This is a genomic window from Paenibacillus phoenicis (genome assembly GCF_034718895.1).
GTDB classification, from domain to species: domain Bacteria; phylum Bacillota; class Bacilli; order Paenibacillales; family Paenibacillaceae; genus Fontibacillus; species Fontibacillus phoenicis.
The window spans coordinates 322,577-345,485 of record NZ_JAYERP010000001.1; the positions used below are offsets into that span (position 1 = coordinate 322,577).

At 56.7% G+C, this 22,909-nt stretch carries 18 protein-coding genes; 11 read left to right on the forward strand and 7 right to left on the reverse strand.

Features of this window, described 5'->3' with window-relative positions:
* Nucleotide 1: 1 nt before the first annotated feature.
* Nucleotides 2-1,279 (reverse strand): sugar ABC transporter substrate-binding protein, encoded by a 1,278-nt coding sequence (locus U9M73_RS01425; RefSeq protein ID WP_028539735.1) that lies wholly within the window; start codon nt 1,277-1,279, stop codon nt 2-4.
* Between the two features lie 474 nt (nt 1,280-1,753).
* On the opposite strand from U9M73_RS01425, the gene bglX reads away from it, so the two are divergent.
* From bglX to U9M73_RS01440, 3 genes are all read left to right on the forward strand, one after another.
* Nucleotides 1,754-3,919 (forward strand): beta-glucosidase BglX, encoded by a 2,166-nt coding sequence (gene bglX / locus U9M73_RS01430; RefSeq protein ID WP_323076028.1) that lies wholly within the window; start codon nt 1,754-1,756, stop codon nt 3,917-3,919.
* 29 nt (nt 3,920-3,948) lie between these two features.
* Complete coding sequence (locus tag U9M73_RS01435) at nt 3,949-7,302, forward strand: GH36-type glycosyl hydrolase domain-containing protein (protein WP_323076029.1); 3,354 nt, start codon at nt 3,949-3,951, stop codon at nt 7,300-7,302.
* A 317-nt stretch (nt 7,303-7,619) separates the two neighbouring features.
* On the forward strand, nt 7,620-8,585 hold the full coding sequence (locus U9M73_RS01440) for a LacI family DNA-binding transcriptional regulator (protein ID WP_323076030.1): 966 nt from the start codon (nt 7,620-7,622) through the stop codon (nt 8,583-8,585).
* Nucleotides 8,586-8,862: 277 nt separating this feature from the next.
* On the opposite strand, the gene U9M73_RS01445 is transcribed toward U9M73_RS01440, so the two are convergent.
* The 3 genes from U9M73_RS01445 to U9M73_RS01455 are packed head-to-tail and all read right to left on the reverse strand — an operon-like array spanning nt 8,863 to nt 12,131.
* Nucleotides 8,863-9,960: an ABC transporter permease gene (locus tag U9M73_RS01445; RefSeq protein WP_009226036.1), complete on the reverse strand. Its 1,098-nt coding sequence runs from the start codon at nt 9,958-9,960 to the stop codon at nt 8,863-8,865.
* Complete coding sequence (locus U9M73_RS01450) at nt 9,957-10,970, reverse strand: ABC transporter ATP-binding protein (RefSeq protein ID WP_009226037.1); 1,014 nt, start codon at nt 10,968-10,970, stop codon at nt 9,957-9,959. The genes U9M73_RS01445 and U9M73_RS01450 overlap by 4 nt, the downstream gene beginning before the upstream one ends.
* 3 nt (nt 10,971-10,973) lie before the next feature.
* Nucleotides 10,974-12,131, reverse strand: coding sequence for a COG1470 family protein (locus U9M73_RS01455; RefSeq protein ID WP_009226038.1), 1,158 nt, complete (start codon nt 12,129-12,131; stop codon nt 10,974-10,976).
* 162 nt (nt 12,132-12,293) lie between these two features.
* Here U9M73_RS01455 and U9M73_RS01460 point away from each other — a divergent pair, with 162 nt between their 5' ends.
* From U9M73_RS01460 to U9M73_RS01470, 3 genes are all read left to right on the forward strand, one after another.
* Entirely contained in the window at nt 12,294-12,902 is a 609-nt protein-coding gene (locus U9M73_RS01460; protein ID WP_036645957.1) for an RNA polymerase sigma factor, read from the forward strand.
* Nucleotides 12,880-13,875, forward strand: a complete 996-nt coding sequence (locus U9M73_RS01465; RefSeq protein WP_323076036.1) for an anti-sigma factor — start codon at nt 12,880-12,882, stop codon at nt 13,873-13,875. The genes U9M73_RS01460 and U9M73_RS01465 overlap by 23 nt, the downstream gene beginning before the upstream one ends.
* Before the next feature lie 130 nt (nt 13,876-14,005).
* A complete protein-coding gene (locus U9M73_RS01470) occupies nt 14,006-14,788 on the forward strand; it encodes an MBL fold metallo-hydrolase (RefSeq protein WP_009226041.1) in 783 nt (260 codons plus the stop codon).
* A gap of 410 nt (nt 14,789-15,198) precedes the next feature.
* On the opposite strand, the gene U9M73_RS01475 is transcribed toward U9M73_RS01470, so the two are convergent.
* From U9M73_RS01475 to lplA, 3 genes are read right to left on the reverse strand one after another with little or no spacing between them, the layout of a single operon-like run.
* Nucleotides 15,199-16,002 carry a Cof-type HAD-IIB family hydrolase gene (locus U9M73_RS01475; protein ID WP_009226042.1) on the reverse strand — a complete coding sequence of 268 codons (804 nt, stop codon included), beginning with the start codon at nt 16,000-16,002 and terminating at the stop codon, nt 15,199-15,201.
* 27 nt (nt 16,003-16,029) lie between these two features.
* Nucleotides 16,030-17,001 carry a DMT family transporter gene (locus U9M73_RS01480; protein WP_323076037.1) on the reverse strand — a complete coding sequence of 324 codons (972 nt, stop codon included), beginning with the start codon at nt 16,999-17,001 and terminating at the stop codon, nt 16,030-16,032.
* Nucleotides 16,991-17,995 (reverse strand): lipoate--protein ligase, encoded by a 1,005-nt coding sequence (gene lplA / locus U9M73_RS01485; RefSeq protein ID WP_323076039.1) that lies wholly within the window; start codon nt 17,993-17,995, stop codon nt 16,991-16,993. Before lplA ends, U9M73_RS01480 begins: the two co-directional genes overlap by 11 nt.
* 225 nt (nt 17,996-18,220) lie before the next feature.
* Between lplA and U9M73_RS01490 the strand changes: the two genes are divergently transcribed.
* From U9M73_RS01490 to U9M73_RS01510, 5 genes are all read left to right on the forward strand, one after another.
* The gene (locus U9M73_RS01490) at nt 18,221-19,309 is read left to right on the forward strand and encodes a pyridoxal phosphate-dependent aminotransferase (protein ID WP_323076040.1); all 1,089 of its coding nucleotides are present in this window, start codon (nt 18,221-18,223) and stop codon (nt 19,307-19,309) included.
* A gap of 90 nt (nt 19,310-19,399) precedes the next feature.
* Nucleotides 19,400-20,143, forward strand: a complete 744-nt coding sequence (locus tag U9M73_RS01495) for an adenosylcobinamide amidohydrolase (RefSeq protein WP_323076041.1) — start codon at nt 19,400-19,402, stop codon at nt 20,141-20,143.
* Nucleotides 20,143-21,111 (forward strand): adenosylcobinamide-phosphate synthase CbiB, encoded by a 969-nt coding sequence (gene cbiB, locus U9M73_RS01500; RefSeq protein WP_323079038.1) that lies wholly within the window; start codon nt 20,143-20,145, stop codon nt 21,109-21,111. The genes U9M73_RS01495 and cbiB overlap by 1 nt, the downstream gene beginning before the upstream one ends.
* A gap of 36 nt (nt 21,112-21,147) precedes the next feature.
* Complete coding sequence (locus tag U9M73_RS01505; protein ID WP_323076042.1) at nt 21,148-21,834, forward strand: histidine phosphatase family protein; 687 nt, start codon at nt 21,148-21,150, stop codon at nt 21,832-21,834.
* Nucleotides 21,831-22,736, forward strand: coding sequence for an MsnO8 family LLM class oxidoreductase (locus U9M73_RS01510; protein ID WP_157273485.1), 906 nt, complete (start codon nt 21,831-21,833; stop codon nt 22,734-22,736). The genes U9M73_RS01505 and U9M73_RS01510 overlap by 4 nt, the downstream gene beginning before the upstream one ends.
* Nucleotides 22,737-22,909: the final 173 nt, after the last annotated feature.

Genomic DNA, 22,909 nt, shown 5'->3' on the forward strand with positions numbered 1-22,909 from the left:
CTTACTTACTGAGGATTTTCTCAGCTTCGGCGTTGAAGGCGTCCATTTCTTTTTGGACATCCGCGCCGCCGCGAACGATACGTTCAAAGCTCTTCAAGTAGGTTTGAGCAATTTGCTCCCAAGTGGTGAGCAGCGGCATCGGTTCGGAATGCTCCAGCTGCTCTTGCAGCGCCTGATAGTTCGGATCGTCTTTGAGGGACGGATCTTCCCAAGCTTTCAAGTTGGTCGGCAGCGATTTGGTCAGCTGCATCCACTTGATTTGCGTTTCCGGCTTGCTCATGTATTGAATGAACTTCAAAGCTTCGTCCTGATGTTTCGTATATTGGAATACCGACAGATCGGAGCCGCCCAGCGCGGAAATATTGTTCTTCTTCGCCGGCAGCGGAGCCACCGCCCATTTGCCTTCCAAATCCGGTGCTTGCGTCTTGATGGAGTTAATCATCCAAGGGCCGCTGATGAACATCGGAACAACGCCCTCGCCGCTAAGCCCTTGTACCGGGTCCAATCCGAGGTCAATCGGCGCGGATCCGTCCTTAAAGAATCCGTTCAGATATTCCACAGCTTCAACGAACTCCGGCTGGTTAAACAGCGGCTTGTTCTGTTCGTCGAGCAGCTTGGAGCCGTTCTGGCGGGCGAACATAAACGCCAGCGATTGCTCGTTCATATCGATGCTGATCCCGTATTTCCCTTTGCCGCGGTCAGCCAGCTTCTTCGCTGCATCGCGAAGTTCATCCCATGTTTTTGGCGGTTGGTCATAGCCCACTTCCTTCAACAGGTCAGTCCGGTAGAAGAGGACGCGGGTTTCGGTATACCACGGAATCCCCACGATTTTACCGTCATATTTGGTCGTGTTTACGGCGCCCGAATAAAATTGATCCTCTTTAAACTCCGGATACTTGTCCACCACCGAAGTCAGATCCATCAGCGCGCCGGCATTCGCAAACTCCGGAATCCAGGTTGTCCCCATTTGGATGACGTCCGGACCTTTCTTCGAAGCGACTGCGGTCAGCAGCTTGTCATGTGCATTGGACCAAGGCAGGGCTTGGACATCCACCTTGATGTTTGGGTTCTCCTTCATGAAGTCGTCGGCGATTTGCGGTAGCGATTTGGCTTCATCGCCCATCGCCCATACGCTGATTTGCACTTGTTTGTCGCCGCCGTTTGCGGCCCCATTCCCGCTGCCGCCATCCGCCGCGTTATCTTTCGAACCGCAGCCAGCAAGAAGGCTAGCGAGCACCAGTGAGCTGGCAATCAGGGTAGTTGCTGTTTTTTTCCACATAAGGATCGTCCTTTCTGAAAATAATAGCTGTAAGTAATATGAGACATTATTTAGCGATTTTATGCAAAACAGATGAGCCGGCCTTGAGGACAGGCAACACCTCCTTCTCAAGCATAGAAATGGGTCCCCTTGTTTGTACCAAAGATGATGCCGCAGAACAGCGACAATAGACAGGTGAAACGTTTCGATTAAGAAAAATATGAACCTAGTTCCCGGAAAATCAGAACCAAGTGAAACGTTTCGATTCATTATAAAACAGATTGTAATCGTATTCAATATCTTTTTTTCGGATCATAACCCGGAGCTGATTTTGTTAAAACGACTTTATTGAAACGTTTCTACAAATTTTGAAATCGCATTCCATGAAAATTGACGGATTTTTTGATTCGATATATAATCCAACTATTCAAATAATCGAAACGTTTCACCATCATGCTATAACAATCATCTTACATCGAAAAAGGTGGGGAACCCATGACACAACAACCCATAGAGAATTATCTGAAGCAGATGACCCTGGAGGAAAAAATCGACCAGTTGCTGCAGCTCGCCGTCCCGTTCTTTGAAGGAGCCCGGACCGAGGGAGAAATCACTGGTCCGATGCAGGAGCTGGGCGTATCTGAGGAAACAGTGCGTAACACAGGTTCGGTTCTCGGATTATCCGGAGCGCAGGAAGCGATCAACGTGCAGCAGGCTCATTTAAAGAAGAACCGCTTAGGCATTCCGCTGTTGATGATGGCCGATATCATTCACGGCTTTAAAACGATCTTCCCCGTACCGCTGGCCATCGGCTGCTCTTGGGATTTGTCTCTGGCTGAGCGAAGCGCAGAAATTGCTGCCAGAGAAGCCGCAGTGTCAGGGGTTCATGTCACGTTTGCCCCGATGGTCGATCTGGTGCGTGATCCCCGGTGGGGGCGGGTGATGGAGTCGACCGGCGAAGATCCATATCTGAACAGCGAATTCGCTCGGGCGTTTGTCCGCGGCTTCCAGGGCCGCGATTTGCGGAACGATACAAGCCGGGTGGCTGCCTGTGTAAAGCATTTCGCCGCCTATGGCGCTGCCGAGGGCGGACGGGATTATAACACCGTCGACATGTCGGAATGGCGGTTGCGTGAAACCTATTTGCCGGCTTACAAAGCCGCGTTGGAAGAAGGCTGCGAAATGGTTATGGCCTCGTTTAACACGGTGGATGGCATTCCGGCAACCGGCAATCGGCGCTTATTACGTCAGCTGCTTCGCGAAGAATGGGGCTTTAACGGCGTGATCATCTCAGATTGGGGCGCAGTGAAGGAACTGATTCCGCACGGAGCTGCGGCCGACGAGAAGGAAGCGGCCCGCCGCTCGATCGAAGCGGGCATCGACATCGAGATGATGACTACCTGCTATATGAAGCATTTGGCGGAGCTGGTGAAGACCGGGGTGGTCGAGGAAAAACGGATTGACGAAGCGGTGCTGCGGATCCTGCAACTCAAAGAGAAGCTCGGACTCTTTGACAATCCTTATCGCGGCGCAGATCCAGAGCGGGAAGCGGAGATCGTCTTCTGCGAGGAACACCGGGCCGCCTCCCGCGAGCTGGCAACTAAATCCTGCGTTCTGCTCAAAAACGAAGGCGTACTGCCGCTGCGGCGGGATCAATCGATCGCGTTGATTGGCCCGTTTGCGCAAAGCGGTGACATTCTTGGCCCGTGGTCATGGCAGGGGTCGACGGAAGCGGCGGTTCGGCTTTATGACGGCCTAGTCGCAAAGGCAGGCGCGAGCCGGATCGTTGTTGCGGAGGGCTGCGGCATCGAGGAAGCCGATGACCGCCGGCTTGAGGAAGCTGTGGCCGCAGCGGCTGGCGCCGACGTGATCGTGCTGGCGTTAGGCGAAAGCTCGGAAATGAGCGGTGAGGCGGGCAGCCGGGGAGATATCCGGCTGCCGCAGGCGCAGCTGGCGTTGATCGAACGTCTCGCTGAGCTCGGCAAGCCGATGGCGGCCGTGTTGTTTAACGGCCGGCCGCTGGACCTGCACGGCGTAGCGGATCGTGTTGGCGCCGTGCTTGAAGCCTGGTTCCCAGGCAGCGAAGGCGGCCATGCGATCGCCGACCTGTTGTATGGGGACGTACAGCCGTCGGGACGGCTGTCGATGTCTTTTCCATATGCAGCAGGGCAGATTCCGGTGTACTACAACCACTTCAACACCGGGCGCCCGAAGGGAGCGCCGGACGCTCAGATTAGATACGTTTCGCAATATCTGGACATGCCAAACGAGCCGCTTTTCCCGTTTGGGTTCGGGCTCAGCTACACCACGTTTATGTATAGCGAACCGGAACTGTCGGCAACGGTTATGACACCAGAACAGCCGCTGACAATCAAGGTGAACGTGACGAATACCGGATCGGCAGCCGCTGAGGAGACCGTGCAGCTCTATATCCGCGATATCGCGGGGGACGTGGTTCGGCCGGTCAAGGAGCTGAAGGGATTCCGCAAAATCCTGTTGCAGCCGGGGGAAACTCAGGAAGTCACTTTTGAAATTACCGAGGCGCAGCTGCGATATCACCATAGCGATTTGACTTACAGCAGCGATGCGGGCGAGTTTGTGGCCTTTGTGGGTCCCAACAGCCGGGATGCCGCGGGCGTGCGATTTATTTTGCAAAAATAGAAATCATAAGGATCAAAGGAGTGGAAAGGATGACGACAGCAACGGAGGCGTGGAAAGTTCTTCAGTCGGGGGACTTGACCTTTACGTTATGGAACAGCGGCGATCTGTACGAAATGAAATACCGGGACATCCTGATGAATCAGCTGTTATCCGGCCCGGTGGAGGGTTCGCTGAACAATCTGTATTTACGTCTGCACCTCCCCGAGGGGATTCGGGCCATTCCCTTGCTTGGCATTCGCTCGATCAGCCGGCTGAGCTTCGGGGCGGATACTGCGGTTTGGAAGGGGGAAGCCGAAGGGATTCAGTACGAGGTCGTGTTGAGACTGGATTCCCGGGGCATTTGGTTCTGGGACGTTCGGCTGGAGGGACAAACCTCGGTTGAGATCGACGTTGTCTATGGTCAGGATATCGGGCTTGCCGAACCGGGAGCGGTACGCAGCAATGAAGCGTATATGTCTCAATACATCGACCATACCGTATTCCGGCATGAGCGGCGGGGCACGGTCATTTGCTCGCGGCAAAACCAGCCGCAGCGCGGAAAATTCCCTTATATGCAGCAAGGGGCGCTCACCGGAGCTGCGGGATATTCGACCGATGGCTTTCAGTTTTTTGGGTTGTCCTACAAAGAAACGGATCGCCCCGAAGCGTTGGCGCGCAAGGAGCTGGCAAACGAAATTTATCAATACGAGTTTGCTTACGCGGCGCTTCAAACGGGCAGTCAACTGCTGAATGGGCAAGCGCGGTTTGTCTTCTACGGACTGGTACGGGAGGATTATCCGGAGGCGATCGAGACGCTGGAATTCGAGGAGTTGATTGAAGACGCGTGGCGTAAATGGGAGGCCGCCCCTGTAAATGCGGTTGAGGCTGCAGCTCCAGTAACCTTAGCGACGGAATTGGGCGAGCCGCTGTCGGGTTTACCGATGGACGACGCCGAAATCGAGGCGCTATTCCCGCATCGTCAGCATGAGGAGCGGGATGGCGGGCAGCTGCTATCTTTCTTCACGGATACGCACGAGCATGTCGTTTTGAAGGAAAAAGAGCTTCAGGTCGAGCGGCCGCACGGCATCATCCTGATGTCCGGCGGGAACGACCGGGTAGGCAGCGAAGTGCTTACGACGACTTCGTACATGTACGGCGTATTTAATTCCCAGGTGGTCGTGGGCAACACCTCATTCCACAAGTGGGTTTCCAACGTACGCAATGCGCTGAACGTCTCCAAAGCGTCCGGACAACGGATCTACGTGGAATTGGACGGGGTGTACCGGCTGTTGACGATGCCGTCGATGTTTGAGATGGGCTTTAACTACGCCCGCTGGACCTATAAAATGGCGGACGATACGATCGTTGTCACCAACTATACCGCAACGGATTCCCCGGAACTTGCGTTGAACATCGTGTCTGCGAACGGCAGAGCGTACCGCTATTTGGTGACAAATCAAATCGTTATGAATGATTTGGAGTTCCAACGTTCTTTTCTCATGGAGCAAAAAGAATCGGTGCTGACGTTCCGGGCCGACCGCGAAGCGCTGTCTGCTTCCGTATATCCGGACCTAGCTTACCGGATGCACGTATCGGGAACAGGCTTTAACGTATATGATGAACGCCGGCTGGCTCCGGGTGCAGCGCCGGGCAGCTCGTCGCTGGTGGTGCTGGAAACGGAGCCTTGCAGCAATTGGACACTCACGGTGCAAGGTTTGCTGCATGACGGGGAATCGAAGCCTGCGATTCGGGAGGTACAGGAAGAAGCCGTTCGGTACCGTGAGTTTTTGGGCCGGGTGATGAACGGCTTCCGGTTATCGCTGGAGGAAGCGTCAGCGCCTGCAGCTCAGGAACTGCAAAAGCTCAATACGCTGGCTTGGTGGTATACGCACAATATGCTTGTCCATTTCTCGGTGCCCCACGGGCTGGAGCAATATGGCGGGGCCGCTTGGGGCACCCGCGATGTTTGCCAGGGACCGGCGGAATATTTTTTGGCGACGCAAAAATACGGGGTGGTCAAAGACATCCTGAAGACGGTGTATGCTCACCAATATGAGGACGACGGAAACTGGCCGCAATGGTTTATGTTTGATCGTTACTTCCGGATTCAGCAGGAGGAGAGCCATGGCGACATCATCGTCTGGCCGCTGAAGGTGCTGAGTGATTACTTGACGGCGACCGGGGACTATGGGCTGCTGGATGAAGAGGTTCCGTATACGGTCAAAGGAAGCTTTGAACTGTCTGCCACGCCGGCGACGATCCGCGAGCATGCGAAGAAGGAAATCGGCTATATCCGCAGCCATTTCTTGCATGATACTTATTTGTCTTCCTACGGCGACGGGGATTGGGACGATACGCTGCAACCGGCGAATGCCCAACTCAAGCGCTTTATGAGCAGCAGCTGGACGGTGGCGTTAACGTATCAGACGTTCCGTCAGCTGGCGGAGGCGTTGCCGGAAGAGGAGCAGCATTGGGCAAATGAACTTGCGGAGCTGGCCGAGGGCATCAAGCGTGATTTTAACAAGTATATGCTGGGCACGGAAGTTATCCCCGGTTTCGTCTATATGGAACAACCGGGGCAAGCCGAATTGATGCTGCATCCGACGGATACAAAAACGGGGATCCATTACCGGCTGCTGCCGATGACACGCAGCATGATCGCCGAGCTGCTCACCGCTGAGCAGGCGGAAGCGCATTACGGCGTCATTAAAGAGAAGCTATACCATCCGGATGGCGTGCGCTTGATGGATCGGCCGGCCAAATACCGGGGCGGCGTTAGCACACACTTCAAGCGGGCGGAGCAGGCGTCCAACTTCGGGCGTGAGATCGGGCTGCAGTACGTTCATGCCCATATCCGCTTCATCGAAGCGATGGCCAAGCTCGGCAAAGCCGAGGAAGCTTGGAGCGGGCTGCACAAGATTAACCCGGTGGGGCTTAGGGACGTTGTGCCGAATGCGGAGCTGCGGCAAAGCAACGTCTACTTCAGCAGCTCGGACGGCAAGTTCGCCACCCGTTACGATGCGGAGGAACGGTTTGATGAGTTGCGGAGCGGGAACGTGCCGGTGAAAGGCGGCTGGCGTATTTATTCCAGCGGCCCTGGAATCTATATGAACCAGCTGATCTCCAACTGCCTAGGCATCCGAGTGCGAGGGGAGGACCTGATCATTGACCCTGTGTTGCCGCCGCATTTGGATGGGCTGCGGTTTGATTTTGCGTGGATGGGCCTCCCGACCACGTTCATCTACCACATGAACGGCCAAGGCCGCGCAGTGCGGATCAACGGCCAAGAGATTCCGATTCGGGAGAATCCGGGATTTTACCGTAGCGGCGGCGTTCGGATCAGCCGGCAGGATTTTGCGGCGTTCGGGTCGAATGATCATAACGTCGTTGAAATCTGGATGTAAGTTGAATTCAAGATTCGACGTCGAAATTGCATCTGGGGAACACCTCGTGATCGGAAGACCATTTTTTGAACTACCGAATAAGATAGAGGTTCAAAAAGTGGGGTTTCCAGCACCGAGAAGGTTGGATGAAGCTTAGGGATTGAGTAGCGGAGCGTAGGCAAAACCTACGTGAGCAACTGAAATGTTTCCGAAGGAAACATGCATCGGAAGCATACGCTTTCCCGGCTGAGTCCAAGATTCGATGTCGAAATTGCATCTAGGAAACACATCGTGATGGAAAGAACACTTTTTGAACTACCGATAAGGGGAGTAATGTTGTGGTAAGCATTAAGGACATAGCCAAAAAAGCCGGAGTCTCCATCTCCACGGTATCCTACGCACTTAATGGAAGTCCGAAAATTACCGACGAGACGAGCGCAAGAATTTTGGCGATCGCGGAACAACTGAATTATGTGCCCAATGCTGCCGCACGTTCCTTAAAAACCCGTGAGTCGAAGATCATCGGCGTGTATTTGACCGACTTCAGCGGCGCTTTCTACGGCGACCTGTTGCAGGGCGTAAAAGAAGTGCTGAACCAGAAGGGGTACGACATGGTCGTATGCAGCGGCAAGCAGTCCCATCGACTGCTGCCTGAGCGGATGGTAGACGGGGCGATTATTTTGGACGCTACGTTCTCTAGTCAGGAGCTGCTCAAGTACGCCGACATTGGGCATAAAATCGTGGTGCTCGACCGCGAGCTCAACCACCCGAACATCAATCAGGTTCTGTTGGACAACAAGGCGGGAGCGACCTTGGCGGTCGAGCACTTGATCGAGCAGGGGCACCGCAAGCTTTATGTCGTCACGGGGCCCAAGGGCTCCTATGACTCGAAGCAGCGGCTGAAAGCGGTGAAGCAGACGGTCGCCCGTTTCGATGGAGTGGAGCTGACCGAAATCGAAGGAAACTTCAATAAGGATGCCGGAGAACGGGCGGCTGAGCAGATCCTTCGAAACGTGACCACACCGGTGGGCGTATTTTGCCTGAACGACGAGATGGCGATTGGCCTCTACAATGCGGTGAAACGGACCGATTATGTGATCGGCAAAGACATCCATATTATCGGTTTCGATAACATCGAGTTAGCCGAATATACGGTGCCGCGTCTGGCGACGATCGACTATTCTAAGCGGAAGTGGGGAGCGCTGGCATCCGAACAGCTGCTGAAGATCCTGGCCGGGGAACCGGTCGAGCATGAGCGGGTGTACGTGACGCTGGTGAAGGGCAATTCCGTGGGCCAAGTTTAATTCGGACAAAAAGAGGAGAATAAGGGTACAAATTACCCTTATTTTCACGTTGAGCGAATAACCGGGACGAATAACGGTAAAAAATGGCCTTATTCTGCGAAAACGAGCCTGAAATCCCCCTTCTGAGCACCATTTGGCGAAAATAAGACCCTAAAATGTCCTTATTTTCCAGAAACAAGGGGTTAAGGCTGAAATAAGGCCAAAAATTACCGCTATTTTGGCGCGACAAAAACACAAAGAAGCCGCTGATCCAACCAATCAGCGGCTTCTTCATATTTTATGCTCTTGACCGTACTTCCTGACGCATGAACAGGACGTAGGACAGGCCAAAGCAGATCATGGTGGCGGCCAGCAAACCGGTCAGTTGCGGCCAGATGAGCAATAGGCTTTGGCCCAGTGACAATGGGCTTGCGATCGCCCCGACGAGCTGGTCCATCGTTAGCGGTCCCAAGGCGCGGACGCCGGGGGAGAGCATCGTCGAGATCGTCTCCGAGAACAGCTCTGTCGGGGACAGGCGGTTCAGCGTCAGCACGAGGTTCATCTGCCGCAGCTGCGCCTCCGGCGCCGCCATTTGCGAGACGGCCGTCGCGCTGTCGATCATGTTGATGATCATGCCATAGAAGATCGTAAAGAACAGCCAGATGGCGATGGACGACAGTGCCGACGTTGCTGCCTGCCGGAAGCGGATGGAGAACAGAATCGACAAGCAGAGCCAGAAGCCGATGTAGACCACCGCAATCAGCAGGAAGATGAGGATGCGGGCGAACTCCTCTGGAGTTGGCGGATATCCGATGGTAAACAACCCCAGCCCCATCACCAGCAGCCCCAGCGAAAAGACCACGACCGCAATGATCACCAAAGCAGAAACGAATTTAGCCTTGATGAAGTCATCGCGGTAGATCGGTTGCGACAGCAGGCGGCCCAACGTTCCTTTATTCCGTTCGGAATTGACGGCGTCGAACCCTAACGTGATTCCAATCAGCGGTCCTAACCAGGAGAGGAAGGTAGAAAAAGAGGGAACCGCCAGTGCAGAACTGGTTAAGGTATACATTTTCAGGAACAGGAACGTATCGCCCGCCCCGCCGCTAGCTGAACTGCTGCCCGAACGAATCGCCGAGACAGCGGAATAGATCGAGCCGATGCAGGCCAGTACGATGATGCCCATTAGGATCCCAAAGCGCCAGCTGCTCAAGTGGTCACCAATCTCCTTCTGGACCATCACCCAAAAAGAGGAAGACGAGCGCTCCCGCGGCGGATTCGCTTCTCCGCCGGGACGGAGCTCTGCCCATAGCTTGCGTGCCCGTTCCCGCCACTCATCCAGGCGCAGCTGCTCTTTGAAAGAACGGCTGCCCACGGTTTTGTTTGGCTGCATCATGACTCACCCCTTTTTTCAAAATAGCGATGGTAGATATCGTCAAGTCCGTATTCCTTGCGGCGGATGTACACAAGCTCCGCATCCTTCTGAATCACGGCTTCGGCGATTTGTGCGGTAAGGTCCCGTTCACAAACCACCGTTGCGGTAACGCCCCGCTCGATCTCGTCGTCCCCTTGCTGCGGGTAACGGATGTCACGGACGCCCTGGATGCTGGAAATGTTACGGGCTAGCTCCTCCGTCCAGCCTTTGGCGCCAACCTCTACATAGACGTTGCCGTCCGCATCCAGCTGTTTGGACAGGGTGCGGATGTCGCCGCAGGCAATCAACCGGCCTTGGACGAATAGACCAACCCGGTCGCATATTTGCTGCACTTGATGCAGATGGTGCGAGGACAGCAGCACCGTCAGCTTCTCGTCGCGGCTGAGCGAAGAGATGAGGGCAAGCAGCTCGCGCACCCCTTCGGGGTCGATCCCGAGCGTCGGCTCGTCGAGGATGATGACCTCCGGATTTTTGATGAGCACGTCCGCCAGACCTAACCGCTGCCGCATCCCGCGGGAGAACGCTCCGACCTTCTTGCCGGCGTTGTCTGCAAGTCCGGTTTTCTCCAGCAGGGCTTTGGCGCGTTGCAAAGCTTCTTGCTCCGATACGCCGTTCAGTCTTGCTGTATACACAAGATTATCCAGCGCCGTCCGATCCTCATAGAACCCGACATCATCGGGCAGATAACCCACCTTCCGCTTCACCTTCAGCGCCTCGCGCGTCGGGTCAAAGCCGCAAATCCGCGCCTGTCCCGAGGTTGGCTCGGCCAACCCGAGCATCATCAGGATCGTTGTGGTTTTCCCTGCACCGTTGGGGCCAAGCAAACCAAAGATTTCCCCGCGGGCGATGCTTAAGTTCAGATGATCAACGGCGGTGGCTTCTCCGTATTTCTTCGTCAGCTGCACGAGTTCAATGACCGGACGTTCGCCAGTAGCCGATGGGGTAGGTGTCTTGCCGGTTTCCGTAACCATGGATTATCTTCTCCCATATTTCCGGAACAGGTAATAGATGCCTCCGCAAACGGCCAGTATGATGAGAACCCCCACCCATCCCCATAATACGGACGATTTTACGGTAACCCGCAGATCAGCGTTCGCGCTTTTGTTCGCGGAGGAGGCAGTCAGACTGACGATGTAGTCCCCTGGGAGCGATTTTTTGCTGGATTTAATGGTGGCTTGAACCTGCTTGCTTTCACCCGGCGCGATCGATGTGATCGAGGAAGGCTCGAAGGACACCTCCCAATCCGTCGGAGCGGCCGAGGAGAAGGAGAGATCTTGCAGCTCAGCGGAGCCGGTATTTTGGACCACGAAGGTCAGTTTGCGTTCGGAACCTGCGCCCACGTCTGTGCTCAGCCGGTCATCCACCGTGGAAAACTTCATGTCGTACGTTCCCGTTACGACCGCTTCGATTTTGGCGTTGGCTGTGGTATCGCCGCTCGTTGCCGAAATCGGGATTTCATAGGTGCCGGCTTTGATTTGCTCCGGCGGCTTCACTTCAATCGTAATCGACTTCTCGGTGTTGGGTTCCACTTCAACCGAAGTGACGCTGTTGCCGTCAGCTTTGAAACGAACGTCCCATCCTTGCTCGGCTTGTGCGTTGAAGGCGTAGGTCTGCTTTTGCGTCGTTCGGTTGCGCAGCACCGCGCTATACGTAAACGTGGAGTCCGAATGGCCTTCCATGTTGGCTTGATCCAAGGTCAGCTCGGTTTTGAAGGTCCCTTGCTCGGAGACGTTAACGACCAGCGGCAGCGTTGCATCATCCGCTTTAAGATTGAACACGTACCGGCCTTTGTTAATTTGCAGCGGGACCTCAAGATCGAGGGTGAAGGATTGCGTTTCACCGGCCTTTACCGCCAGCCGCGATATTTCGCGCCCGCCTGCGGTGAGCTCGTATTTCCAATCCTTGCTTTGCGTCTCTAGCGAGAGATTGGCCGAAGCCGTACTGCTGCCATGGTTGACAAGATCGATCGAATAAGACACAGATTCGCCCGGTGCAGCGGACCATTCCAAATATGGCGTGAAGAGCTCCAATGAGCCCGCCGCCGAGGCTTTGCCGACCCCGGATAAGGCAACGCTTAGGGTCGTGACCAGAATGAGCAGCAAGAACGCCGCTTTTCGATAGGTTTGAAGCATCTCTTGTACCCCCTAAGAAAAATAATGATGTTCATCAAAGGTACGCACGAAACGACGCTTTGGATTTATTCGATTCTAGAAATTTTTTTGGGGTTTTCAAGCGAATTCATTTTTGATAAAACGGGAGGTAAGAAGAGGAGAAATTTTGCGGGAGGGACAAGTATGGACCTGCAAAATGAAGAGATGACCAGGCAGCTGCGTGAGATGTGCAACGGTTCCGTCCGCGCATTTGATGCGTTTTATGCCTGTTATTCTCCTTTTGTCATGCAGGTGGCCGGCCGTCTGGTTGGGGAGCGGATGGAGGCCGAGGATATTTGCCATGAGGTGTTTTTGGAGGTGTTGCGGCGGGGGCAAGACTATGACCCGTCGCGCGGGTCAATCAAAGCCTGGCTGGCGGTGATGACCCGCAGCCGCAGTCTGGACCGATTGCGGCGCAAAGCGCGGCTGAAGTATCCGGGCGATGAGGCGCTGCGCCGGGATGCGGTGGACGAAGACAGCTCCGGCGAGAACCAAGTCTTGTCCCGGCTGGAGCGGGAAGCGCTCCGCACAGCGATCTACGCGCTGCCGGAGACGCAGAAGAAGGCGATTATGGGCTCTTATTTCGCCTTGCAAACTCAACGCGAAATGGCGGAAGCCTGGAGCGTTCCGATTGGCACCGTAAAGTCTTGGGTACGTTACGGGCTGAACAATTTGCGCAAGCAGCTGGAGAAGCAAGGTTGGGGAGAACCGCTGGAAGGAGGGAATGAGCATGAACGGGCAAGACAGCGATAAGGTTCGCAACATCGGTGGGCCAGGCAACGAGAACGTCTGCATTCGGATGTACACCGAGCAGGAGTGGATTGATTGGTTGCTGGGAACGCTGGAGGAACCGCGGCACTCTGAAATGGCGTTTCACCTGGATAGCTGCACGGTCTGCCTGGAGCAGAAAACGTATTGGGAGAGCGTCCTGGGGATCGACGGCGAGGACGGTTCATTGCCGGGGCAGCTGAAGAAAACGGAGCAACCGGGGACGAAGGTGCAGCCAGAGCAAATGGAGCTGCCGGAACTGCCGGGGAGACCGGCTGTTGGCAACCGGGAGCTTACTCCAAACCTGGCGGCTGCCCCAGGACCGTCGCAGCCTCAACTGCATCAGCAGGCCGTTTCTCCTTCCGCGCAGCGCTTGGACCCGTGGGCGGGCGCTATCCCTTCCGAGCGGATACGGCGCAGCCTGCGGAGTCGGGTAAGATGGATCAGCTGGCGACGCCGAGCGTTACGGCTGTTCACCGTTCGTTGGAAGTGGACGGTGTCGCTGGCGGCCGCGCTGATCGTACTGGTCGGCATGAGGGTTGTCATCGATCACCTGAACCAGCCCGAAGCCAGCTGGGACCGCTATGTGCAAACCTACGAGCCTGAAGCGCTGCCGGTCCTGTCGAAGCCGGACACGATCTCTTATCCAATCGCCATGGGCCGCATGGAGCCGGAGAACGGCATGGTGTGGTACAATGCAGGTACCCGAGAGGTGCTGATGCTGGTCGGCGGGCTCGTTCCGGATAAAGGGCAGATGGTCCGCGTATGGATCGTGAAGGAAGGGGCGCGCGACAGCTTAGGGTTGCTGCAATACCACAACAACCGGGCGCATCTCTACGTCAAGGACAAGACGCTGAGTTATGGAGACAGCCTAGAGCTGACGATTGAACCCGCTTATGGCGCGCCGGAGATGAACGGGTTTTCTAATTCGATCTCGTTGGATTTGTTGGGGCGGTAGTGCCAAGCAAAGCGAGATTTGGGAGGTTTCCTAAATTTCGCTTTTTTACGCGAGAGTTGCAGGATATGGCGAGCGGGGCACGACTCGTAAAACTAAGGCGAGCGGCTCGGCAGGAGGGAGACATTTCGATATGGATCGGCTTGAGTTTATCGGCACCGGGGATGCGATGGGCGTTCCTAGAGTGTATTGTGATTGCGAGGTGTGCGGGGAAGCGCGCAGCTCCGGTGTGAACCGGAGGTATCGCGCTCTGGTGGCGGTGGAAGGTGAAGAGGGCGGCTTCCTAATCGATTGCGGACCGGATTGGCGGTCCGGGATGGAGCGGCGAGGGCAGCGTTTTGCGGAGCAAATTCTGATCACGCACGCCCATTTCGACCATATTGGCGGACTGCCCGAATGGGCCGATGCCTGCCGCTGGCTGGGTAGACGGGGACAATTGTATGCTCCGCAGGAGGTGTTGGACACGATCCTTCGCCAGTTCCCTTGGCTGGGCAGCCATTTAGATCTGCATGCCGTTGGCGCGGAGGGCACTCGCCTAGCCCGGTGGCAGATTTCCGCGTGGAAGGTCTTCCACGGCAAAAACGGCTTTTCGTACGCCTATCGATTAGAGAAAGATGGCTTCACCTGGGCTTACTGCTCGGATTCCATCGCCTTGCCAGAGGATCAAAAGCAGCCGTTGTTTGGCCTTGATCTGCTGGTGCTGGGCACAAGCTTTTATCACGAAACCGCCGAATTTACGACCCGGTCGGTGTATGACGTGAAGGAGGCACTGGAGTTGTTGAACGAGATTCGGCCGACGCGGACGGTATTCACGCATCTGTCGCATGACATCGATCTGCGACGCGATTATGGACTGCCAGAGGGAGTGGAGTTTGCAGTGACGGGAATGCAAATGTCGCTGCAGAAGGGAAAGTAAAGGCTAAGGGGCTCCGAGGGGATTTCCAAAGGATTTTCAAGGAGATGTACGAGGGATTTACGAGCAGATGTACAGCTGTGTTCCAACGGATGCACCGGCGGATGTACGGCTTCGTTTCCCAGCGAATGTCCTAGCGGATGTCTGAACTTCGTTGCCAACCGTTGTCCAAGCAGATGTCTGAGCTCCGTTTCCAGCGGGCATGATAATGTATGCGAAAATTCGAATACATTTCACCCACGTGGAGTCATTTTGACCAAATGTATATGAAATTTCATGCTTATTCACCCCATTTTGACGCAAATGCCCTGAATCTATATGAAAAACCGAATAGATTTCGAGTTTTGGGCGTTTAACAGCAAATTATATTCGAAATTTCAGCTATATTAAAAAAACTAACTGGAAGGATCCAGTTAGTTTTTTGCATTCAGCACAAACTTCTCGATGACATGCTTCACGCCGTCTTCATTGTTGCTTAACGTGACATAGTCGGCGATTTCCTTCAGCGCTGGGATGGCATTACCCATCGCCACGCCTAGGCCGGCGGCTTCGAGCATCTCATGGTCGTTCCAGGAGTCGCCGATAGCGATCGTTTCTGATAAGTCGCAACCAAAATGGGCGGCCAGGAAGCGCAGAGCATGGCCCTTGGTGCCTTCCTCATGCATGATTTCCAGGAAGTTCGGCTTCGACTTGGTGATATGAACGCCGTCCCCGAGCAGCTCGCGCAGCTCCGGCGCGATTTGGTCCAGGTAATCGGGTTCGTCGATGATCAGCATTTTTGGCGTTGGCTGGGCGACCAGCTTGGCAAAATCCGGCTCCACATAATATTGCGTCCGGTTCAGCTTGGTGTAGTCGATCAGCTTCTGGTTCTCCTCGCGGGCGTACAGCTTATCGTCAATGTACGTTTGCAGGTGCAGGTTGCGCTCGATGCAGTATTCGAACAGCTTGCGCGCTGCTTCCATGGGGACGTAACGCTCGTAGAGCACCTTTTCGTCCATCAGGTTTTTGACCAGTGCGCCTTGGTACGTAATAATCGGTACGTTAAGTCCCGTTTGACGGGCGATCGCTTGAGCAGATGCGTAAGCGCGGCCGGTAGCCAGCGTGACGACGACGCCCTTGGCCACCGCTTGCTCCAACGCCTGCTGTGTTGCAGGGGTGACCTCTTTGTCATCATTAATTAAAGTATCATCAATATCGATGGCAATCAGTTTATACATGGTTTCTCTCCTTTAAGGAAGATCTCTCTATCCAACCGATTCGGGGGATTCAGATTCAACTCCACCCGATTTTAATTCCGCGAGCAGCATGCCTCCCAGAATACATAGACAGCCAAGCCCAGTGGCCCAGCCTAATTGCTCGCCGCCAAAAAGCACGCCGGTCGCTGCAGCAAAAACCGGTTCCATGGCGAAGATGACCGCGACCCGGGAAGGACTGGTGAATTTCTGGCATACTGTCTGGATCCAAAACGCAAATGCACTGGTGGGCCCGATGGAAACGAGCAGCGCAAGCCATACTTCCGGCTGCATCAGTTGACCGGCTGTTTCGCTCCAGGAAGCGGTGCGCTCGAACAGCAGCGAACCCGCCGCACTGAGGACGCCCACGACCGCCATCTGCAGCGAAGCTAAGGGCAAGGCCGGATAACGGGGGGCAAATACGCCGGTATAGGCGACGTGCAGACCGAAACCAACCGCGCACAAAAACACGAGCGCATCCCCCAGGTTCAAGACGAGGCCGGAACTGCCGGCGAACGCCAGCAGGTAAAGCCCGGCGGCAGCCAGAATTGCGCTAATCCAGGTGAAACGCGAAATTTGATGTTTTAACAGCCAAAAGGACAAAAAAGGCACGATAACAACAGACAATCCGGTAATAAAACCGGCGTTTGAGGTTGAGGTATACAGCAAGCCAACCGTTTGAAACGTATAGCCTAAAAACAGGAATAACCCTAGCAGCGCAGCATGCCCCATCATGCGCCAGGACAATTGCTTCCATTCTTGCCGGTAGAACACGCTAATGATCAAAGCGAGCAGCAGCGCTGCCCCGATAAAACGGATGCCGTTAAAAGCCAGGGGCGGGAGCACCCGGACCGCATGCTGAACGATCAGAAAGGTGCAGCCCCACATGAACGCCACGAACAACAGCGCCAAATCCGCCAGGCGGGTGCGGTTCGCGGCAGGCTTATTCATAAAAGTAGAAGCCGGATGCTCGTCAATCTTCAAGGAAAATCAGCCCGATGAATTCGTCCAGTTCAACGTTGCCGAAATAGTGCTTCACGTCAACGCCGGCGAGCGCATCCCGTACAGCCGAATCCTCATATTTTACGCCTCTCAGCTTGTCCTCGATATCGGCTACGTCGCCGACACCAAAGAAATCGCCGTAAATCTTAATGTTCTGAATATGTCCGTCCTTGATGTTCATGCGCAGATCGATAATGCCGACGGGGAATTTTTTCGCGTGCTTCACATTGCTCTCCGGCGACAAACCATAGTTCCAATCCCAGTTCTTGTAGCGTTGCTCGGAAATTTCATGGATTTTTGCCCAATCCGCTTCCGTCAGCTTATATTGAGGCACTTCGTGCGGTTCCATGCCAAAAATATGCCGCAGCAGCTCAGCGCGGAACTCCTCGATCGTCATTTTGCGATCCAGGAAGTCGATGATGTTGGCCACCCGGCTGCGCACGGATTTGGTGCTCTTCGATTTGAATTTTTCCGGATTGGCGTTCAGCGCGGCCTGTACGTTGTCGAGGTTCAGATTAAACATCAGCGTACCGTGGCTAAACATGCGGCCCCGCGTAGCAAATTGGGCGTTGCCCGAAATCTTCTTCTCCCCAACCTGAAGATCGTTGCGTCCGGTCATCTCCGCATTAACGCCAAGGGATTTGAGCGCAGCGACCACCGGCTCGGTAAACTTGCGGAAGTTATGGAACGACTCGCCGTCATCCTTGGTGATGAAGCTGAAATTCAGGTTCCCCAGGTCGTGGTACACCGCACCGCCGCCGGAAAGCCGACGGACGACTTGTACGCCGTTCTCCTTAACGTATTCCTGATTGATCTCCTCGATGGTGTTCTGATGCTTGCCGATAATGATGGAAGGTGCGTTGATATAAAACAGCAAATAGCTGTCGTCCTCCAGCGGCAAATGTCTTAAGGCATATTCTTCGATGGCCAAATTGACGGACGCATCGGTAATGCCTTCGTTATCGATAAACAGCATGGTTCTCCATCCTCCTATTTTGCGGCCGGCCGCCTGATTCTCAGGCCCCGGGATGTAGTCATACACGCATACGATTTTATTGTAAACCAATTGGTGTCGAAACCAAAGGGGGAGCAGCGTTTTTTGCCGGAAAAGAACGCAAAGTTCTTCCTTGTTGACGGAAAAAGACGGGACACCGATAATGGGGACACCTGAACTTTTTGGAAAGAAAAGAGGAATCGCTCGATGGAGTTAGAGATTTTTGGCCACGGCGGCGATCTGGTGACGGCTTCGGTCCGGTACGGCGTGGCGGCAGGGGAATGGACGGATTTTAGCGCGAACATCAATCCGCTGGGGCCACCTCCTGGACTGCTGGATGCGCTGCGCGAGGCGTTGCCCGGCATCGTGCGGTATCCGGATCCCGGGCACCGCGGGCTGGTCAAGCAGTTGGCTGAGCACCTTCAAGTCGAGGAGGAAATGCTGGTCATTGGCAACGGGGCGGCGGAAAATATGGCACTGGCGCTGCTGGGACTTACTCCGGAGAAGGTTGGGGTGGTGGAGCCTTGCTTTTCCGAATACCGTACGCTTTCGGAGCAGTTTGGTGCCCAGGTGCAGTTGGTATTTGGAACGGAAGCGCGGGCGTTTAAGGCCGCGCCGGAGGTGGTGGAGGACCTGATTCGAGAGACGGATTTGGCGTTTATCGGTCAGCCCAACAATCCCAATGGAGTGCAATACAGCTTGGACGAACTGCGGCGGTTTGCGGCGGCCGGAGAGCGGTACGGCACGTATGTGGTTGTCGACGAAGCGTTTATCGACTTTATTCCGGAACCGAAACGCCGCACGTTGCTGCCGGAGCTTCGGGATTATCCGCATCTCATCTTGATCCGGTCGATGACGAAGTTTTATGCGATTCCGGGCCTCAGGCTCGGTTACGCGATCACGCATCCGGAGACGGCCCAGCGCATGCGGGACAAGCAGGTGACCTGGAGCGTCAACTCGTTGGCACTGCTGGCGGGGGAGTATTGCTTGAGGGCGGATGCTTCGTATGAGCAGGCGACAATCGAGTTGGTGAAGCGACAGCGTGACCTTCTGATGGGTGAGCTGACGCGTCTCGGGTGTCAAACCTGGCCGGGCGAAGCGAACTTCCTGCTCGTACGGCTGCCGGAGCCGTGGACGGCCGAAACGATGCAAACGGCGCTTGGGCGGCGCGGGGTGCTGGTGCGCAGCTGCGCGATGTATCCGGGGCTGACGGAGCGGGATATCCGGCTGGCGGTGAAGGATGAGCCGGCCTGCAGCAAGCTGCTGCGGGAGCTGGAAGCAATCATGCGCGGCTAAAGGACGGGTAAGCGTTCGATGTTGTGCTATTGAACTTAGGTGTATTAAAAGTTGTTGTTGGTGGACTTTCATGTTGGGAGGAAGGGAAGGATGACGATGGGAATGCCTTTTACGGCGGCCCGTCCGGGCGAAGTGTATGAATCCAAGGTATGGCCCGGCTTAAAGCTGGAATATGGGGAGCGGCATTTGCTGCTGGAGGCGCCGGAGGAGATGGACGGACTGAGCAGCGCAGTCTATGGCGGTGGATCTGGCCGGCTGCGCCGGATGGTCAACATCTACGTAGACCGCCAATACCGCTGCGACGATCCGGCGCGGGACATTGCGGAGTTGCTGGAGCAATGGGGATACCCGGCCGAGGGGACAGCGGGGCTGCTGACGGCGGTCCCGATGCGCTACGCCGCGGTGGCAGAGGAACGCGGCGAGGATTTCGCCGTCTTCTGCTGCGCGACGGCGGGGGCGTCGAACGCCGCGCGGGCGGGCGTTCGGCGGACGACGTTCCCGGCCTCATGGACGCCGGGAACGATTAATGTGCTGCTGGCCGTGGATGGGCGGCTGACGCCGGCGGCGATGGTCAACGCCGTAATGACGGCGACGGAGGCCAAGACGGCCGCGCTGGGCGATCTCGGCGTGCAAGACGCCGAGAACGGGCTTGCGGCCACCGGCACCACGACCGACGCGGTCGCGCTTGGCGTGAGTCAGCGGGCCGACTGGCCGCTGCTGCACGCTTACGCGGGCACCGCGACGGACCTGGGCGGCACGGTGGGCCGCCTGGTGTACGCCGCCGTAGGCGAGTCGCTGCGCGCTGCGGCCGCAGGCGCGGGGGCGCGCCGATGATGGCGGCGTGGTGGGTGGTGCCGGTCGCGTATGCGCTCGACCGGCTGCTCGGCGATCCGCGCTGGCTCCCCCACCCGGTGGTGGGGATGGGCAAGGCGATCGCCGCGCTCGAGGCGGCCATCCGCCGCCTCGTCCCGCCCCGCCGCTACCGCGCGGCGGGGGTGCTGCTGCCGCTGGTCGTAGCCGGCGGCAGCTTTGCCCTGACCTGGGCGCTGCTGCGCCTGCTCGCCCAGGTCAGCCCGTGGCTGGCGGCCGCGGTGGAGGCCGCCCTCATCTGGACGACGATCGCCGCCAAAGGCTTGCGGGAAGCGGGCATGGACGTGGCCGGCCACCTGCTGCGCGGTGACCTGCCCGCCGCCCGCCGTGCGCTTGGCATGATCGTCGGACGCGACACGGCGCACCTGGATGCGCCGGAGATCACGCGCGGCGCCGTCGAGACCGTCGCCGAGAACATCGTCGACGCGGTGGTGTCGCCGCTCGTTTTTGCGCTGCTGGGCGGCGCCCCGCTGGCGATGGCGTACCGGGCGGTCAACACCCTCGATTCGATGGTCGGCTACAAGAACGACAAATACATCGATCTCGGCTGGGCCTCCGCCCGGCTGGACGACATCGCCAATTTCATCCCCGCCCGGCTGACGGCGCTATTGCTGTTCGCCGCAGCCTGGGCTTTGCGGCTGGATGCCCGCGGCGCGCGGCGAGCGGTACGCCGCGATGCCCCCAAGCATCCGAGCCCGAACAGCGGCTACCCGGAGGCCGCGGTGGCCGGGGCGCTGGGCGTGCGGCTCGGGGGAGAAAATTCCTACCACGGCGTCGTATCGTTCCGCGCTTATATGGGGGAGAAAACCCGCGAGCTGGTGCCCGAGGACGTAGCCAGCACGGCCCGCTTGATGTTCTGGGCCGCCAATGCCACGGTGATCCTGGGAACGGGGATCTGGATTGCGGTCACCGGGAATTGGGGTTGGATATAGTCGGAATCGTGGGCACGCAGGGGAGGTGGAAAGAGGATGAATGTGGAATGGTGGCTGGTTCGCCACGGCCTTACAGCATGGAACACGGAACGCCGATATCAAGGCCACAGCGATCCCCCGTTGCTGCCGGGAGAAGCGTCGGGTTTAACCGAACTGCGCCGGGAACTGGAAGGGGTAAACTTTGCAGCGGTGTATGCCAGCGACTTGCGGCGCTGTTTGGAAACGTTGGCTTGGGCCCGTCCCGATCTGCTGGACAAGGTGCACATCGACCCCCGGCTGCGGGAAATGAACTTTGGCCAGTGGGAAGGCCAAACCTATGAGATGCTCAAGGATGACGAGCGGTACCGAGCCTGGATCGATGACCCGCAGGCGATAACGCCGCCCGGCGGCGAATCGTGGCAGGCTTTTCAATCGCGCGTATCGGAGGTATGCCGGGATCTGCTGGAGCGTTCTGGAGCTGTGAAGGGGACGGTCTCGGGCCCCCTAAACCGGGCCAGCGACCAACCCGCGGAGCCTCTTTCGCTAGGGCTGGCGCCGCAACCCTCAGCATCAGCGCAAGAACCTTTGCGCCTGCTGATCGTCACCCACGGCGGCGTTATGTCGTTGCTTTGTTCGCTGCTGCAGCCCGGCCTGGGGTTTTGGGATACCCATGTTGGGCCGGGCGGGATTCAACGTTTGTATTTTCAAGGGCAAGAAGAATCAGAAGGGGGGAAAGGAAGTTGAAGCTAAGTCTGCTGGATTTCGTTCCAAGGCTTCCGGGCTATTCGGCGGAGGAGGCGCTCGAACAGGCGATCCGTTTGGCCCGGGAGGCGGAAGCGCTGGGCTATCACCGCTACTGGACGTCGGAGCATCACGGGATGGAAGGACTGGCCAGCGCGGCCCCTGAGGTACTGCTGTCCGCCATTGGAGCGGCGACCCGCCGGATTCGTCTTGGGTCTGGCGCTGTATTGCTACCGCATTACAGTCCGCTGAAGGTTGCGGAAAGCTTCCGGCTGCTGTCGGCCCTGTATCCGGGGCGTGTCGACCTCGGCATCGGGAGAGCTCCCGGCGGTGAGGCGCACGTGACGATGGCTTTAAGCGGCAATTTTCTGGAACGGGTCGGCCGCTATCCGCAGCTGGCCAAGGATCTGGCTGACTTGCTAGCGGATAATTACCGCTACGACGATCATCCGGTGATCGCCCGGCCGATTCCGCGGCTTCCGCTGGAGTTGTGGATGCTGGGCACCAATGTCAAGAGCGCAGGGTACGCAGCCGAGCTCGGAACGGGGTACGTTTTTGGCCAGTTTATGAGCGACAGTAACGGAGCAGAGATCCTGCGGTCGTACCGTGAAGCCTTCCGCCCCTCCGTTCACCTGGCCAAGCCGTCGACGATCCTGGCGGTGGGTCTCATCTGCGCGGAGACCGAAGCGCATGCAAAGACACTGGCGGCGAAGACGACGGAAGGGTTCCGCGATCGCGGCGGGGCGCCTTTTCAATGGTTTGCCGGGACAGCCTTGCAAGCCCGCGAGTATTTGCAGGACCTGCAAAACCAGTGCAGGAACGACGAGTTCCTGATCGTATCCCCCATCCCCGATTACGAGGAGCGGCTTCATTCCTATCGGCTACTGGCTGAGTTAGGTATATAATCCCGAGAAGCGGTCGCTCAACCCACTCCAAGCCGATCCAACATAACGATATACAAGTTCCCCTTGGCAACCAAGATATAGGCTAGGGGGCTTTTCTTTTCCTGGGGAAGGAAACAGGGGAACATCTACACACCTAAAAAAAACCTACCGGATATCCAAAGTCCACGCCTTGT

What these genes read in the sequence shown, in the direction of transcription:
- U9M73_RS01425 (WP_028539735.1), bottom strand. Translation starts at nt 1,279, where the DNA reads ATGTGGAAAAAAACAGCAACTACCCTGATTGCCAGCTCACTGGTGCTC.
- bglX (WP_323076028.1), top strand. Translation starts at nt 1,754, where the DNA reads ATGACACAACAACCCATAGAGAATTATCTGAAGCAGATGACCCTGGAG.
- U9M73_RS01435 (WP_323076029.1), top strand. Translation starts at nt 3,949, where the DNA reads ATGACGACAGCAACGGAGGCGTGGAAAGTTCTTCAGTCGGGGGACTTG.
- U9M73_RS01445 (WP_009226036.1), bottom strand. Translation starts at nt 9,960, where the DNA reads ATGATGCAGCCAAACAAAACCGTGGGCAGCCGTTCTTTCAAAGAGCAG.
- U9M73_RS01450 (WP_009226037.1), bottom strand. Translation starts at nt 10,970, where the DNA reads ATGGTTACGGAAACCGGCAAGACACCTACCCCATCGGCTACTGGCGAA.
- U9M73_RS01455 (WP_009226038.1), bottom strand. Translation starts at nt 12,131, where the DNA reads ATGCTTCAAACCTATCGAAAAGCGGCGTTCTTGCTGCTCATTCTGGTC.
- U9M73_RS01460 (WP_036645957.1), top strand. Translation starts at nt 12,294, where the DNA reads ATGGACCTGCAAAATGAAGAGATGACCAGGCAGCTGCGTGAGATGTGC.
- U9M73_RS01465 (WP_323076036.1), top strand. Translation starts at nt 12,880, where the DNA reads ATGAACGGGCAAGACAGCGATAAGGTTCGCAACATCGGTGGGCCAGGC.
- U9M73_RS01470 (WP_009226041.1), top strand. Translation starts at nt 14,006, where the DNA reads ATGGATCGGCTTGAGTTTATCGGCACCGGGGATGCGATGGGCGTTCCT.
- U9M73_RS01475 (WP_009226042.1), bottom strand. Translation starts at nt 16,002, where the DNA reads ATGTATAAACTGATTGCCATCGATATTGATGATACTTTAATTAATGAT.
- lplA (WP_323076039.1), bottom strand. Translation starts at nt 17,995, where the DNA reads ATGCTGTTTATCGATAACGAAGGCATTACCGATGCGTCCGTCAATTTG.
- U9M73_RS01490 (WP_323076040.1), top strand. Translation starts at nt 18,221, where the DNA reads ATGGAGTTAGAGATTTTTGGCCACGGCGGCGATCTGGTGACGGCTTCG.
- U9M73_RS01495 (WP_323076041.1), top strand. Translation starts at nt 19,400, where the DNA reads ATGACGATGGGAATGCCTTTTACGGCGGCCCGTCCGGGCGAAGTGTAT.
- cbiB (WP_323079038.1), top strand. Translation starts at nt 20,143, where the DNA reads ATGGCGGCGTGGTGGGTGGTGCCGGTCGCGTATGCGCTCGACCGGCTG.
- U9M73_RS01505 (WP_323076042.1), top strand. Translation starts at nt 21,148, where the DNA reads ATGAATGTGGAATGGTGGCTGGTTCGCCACGGCCTTACAGCATGGAAC.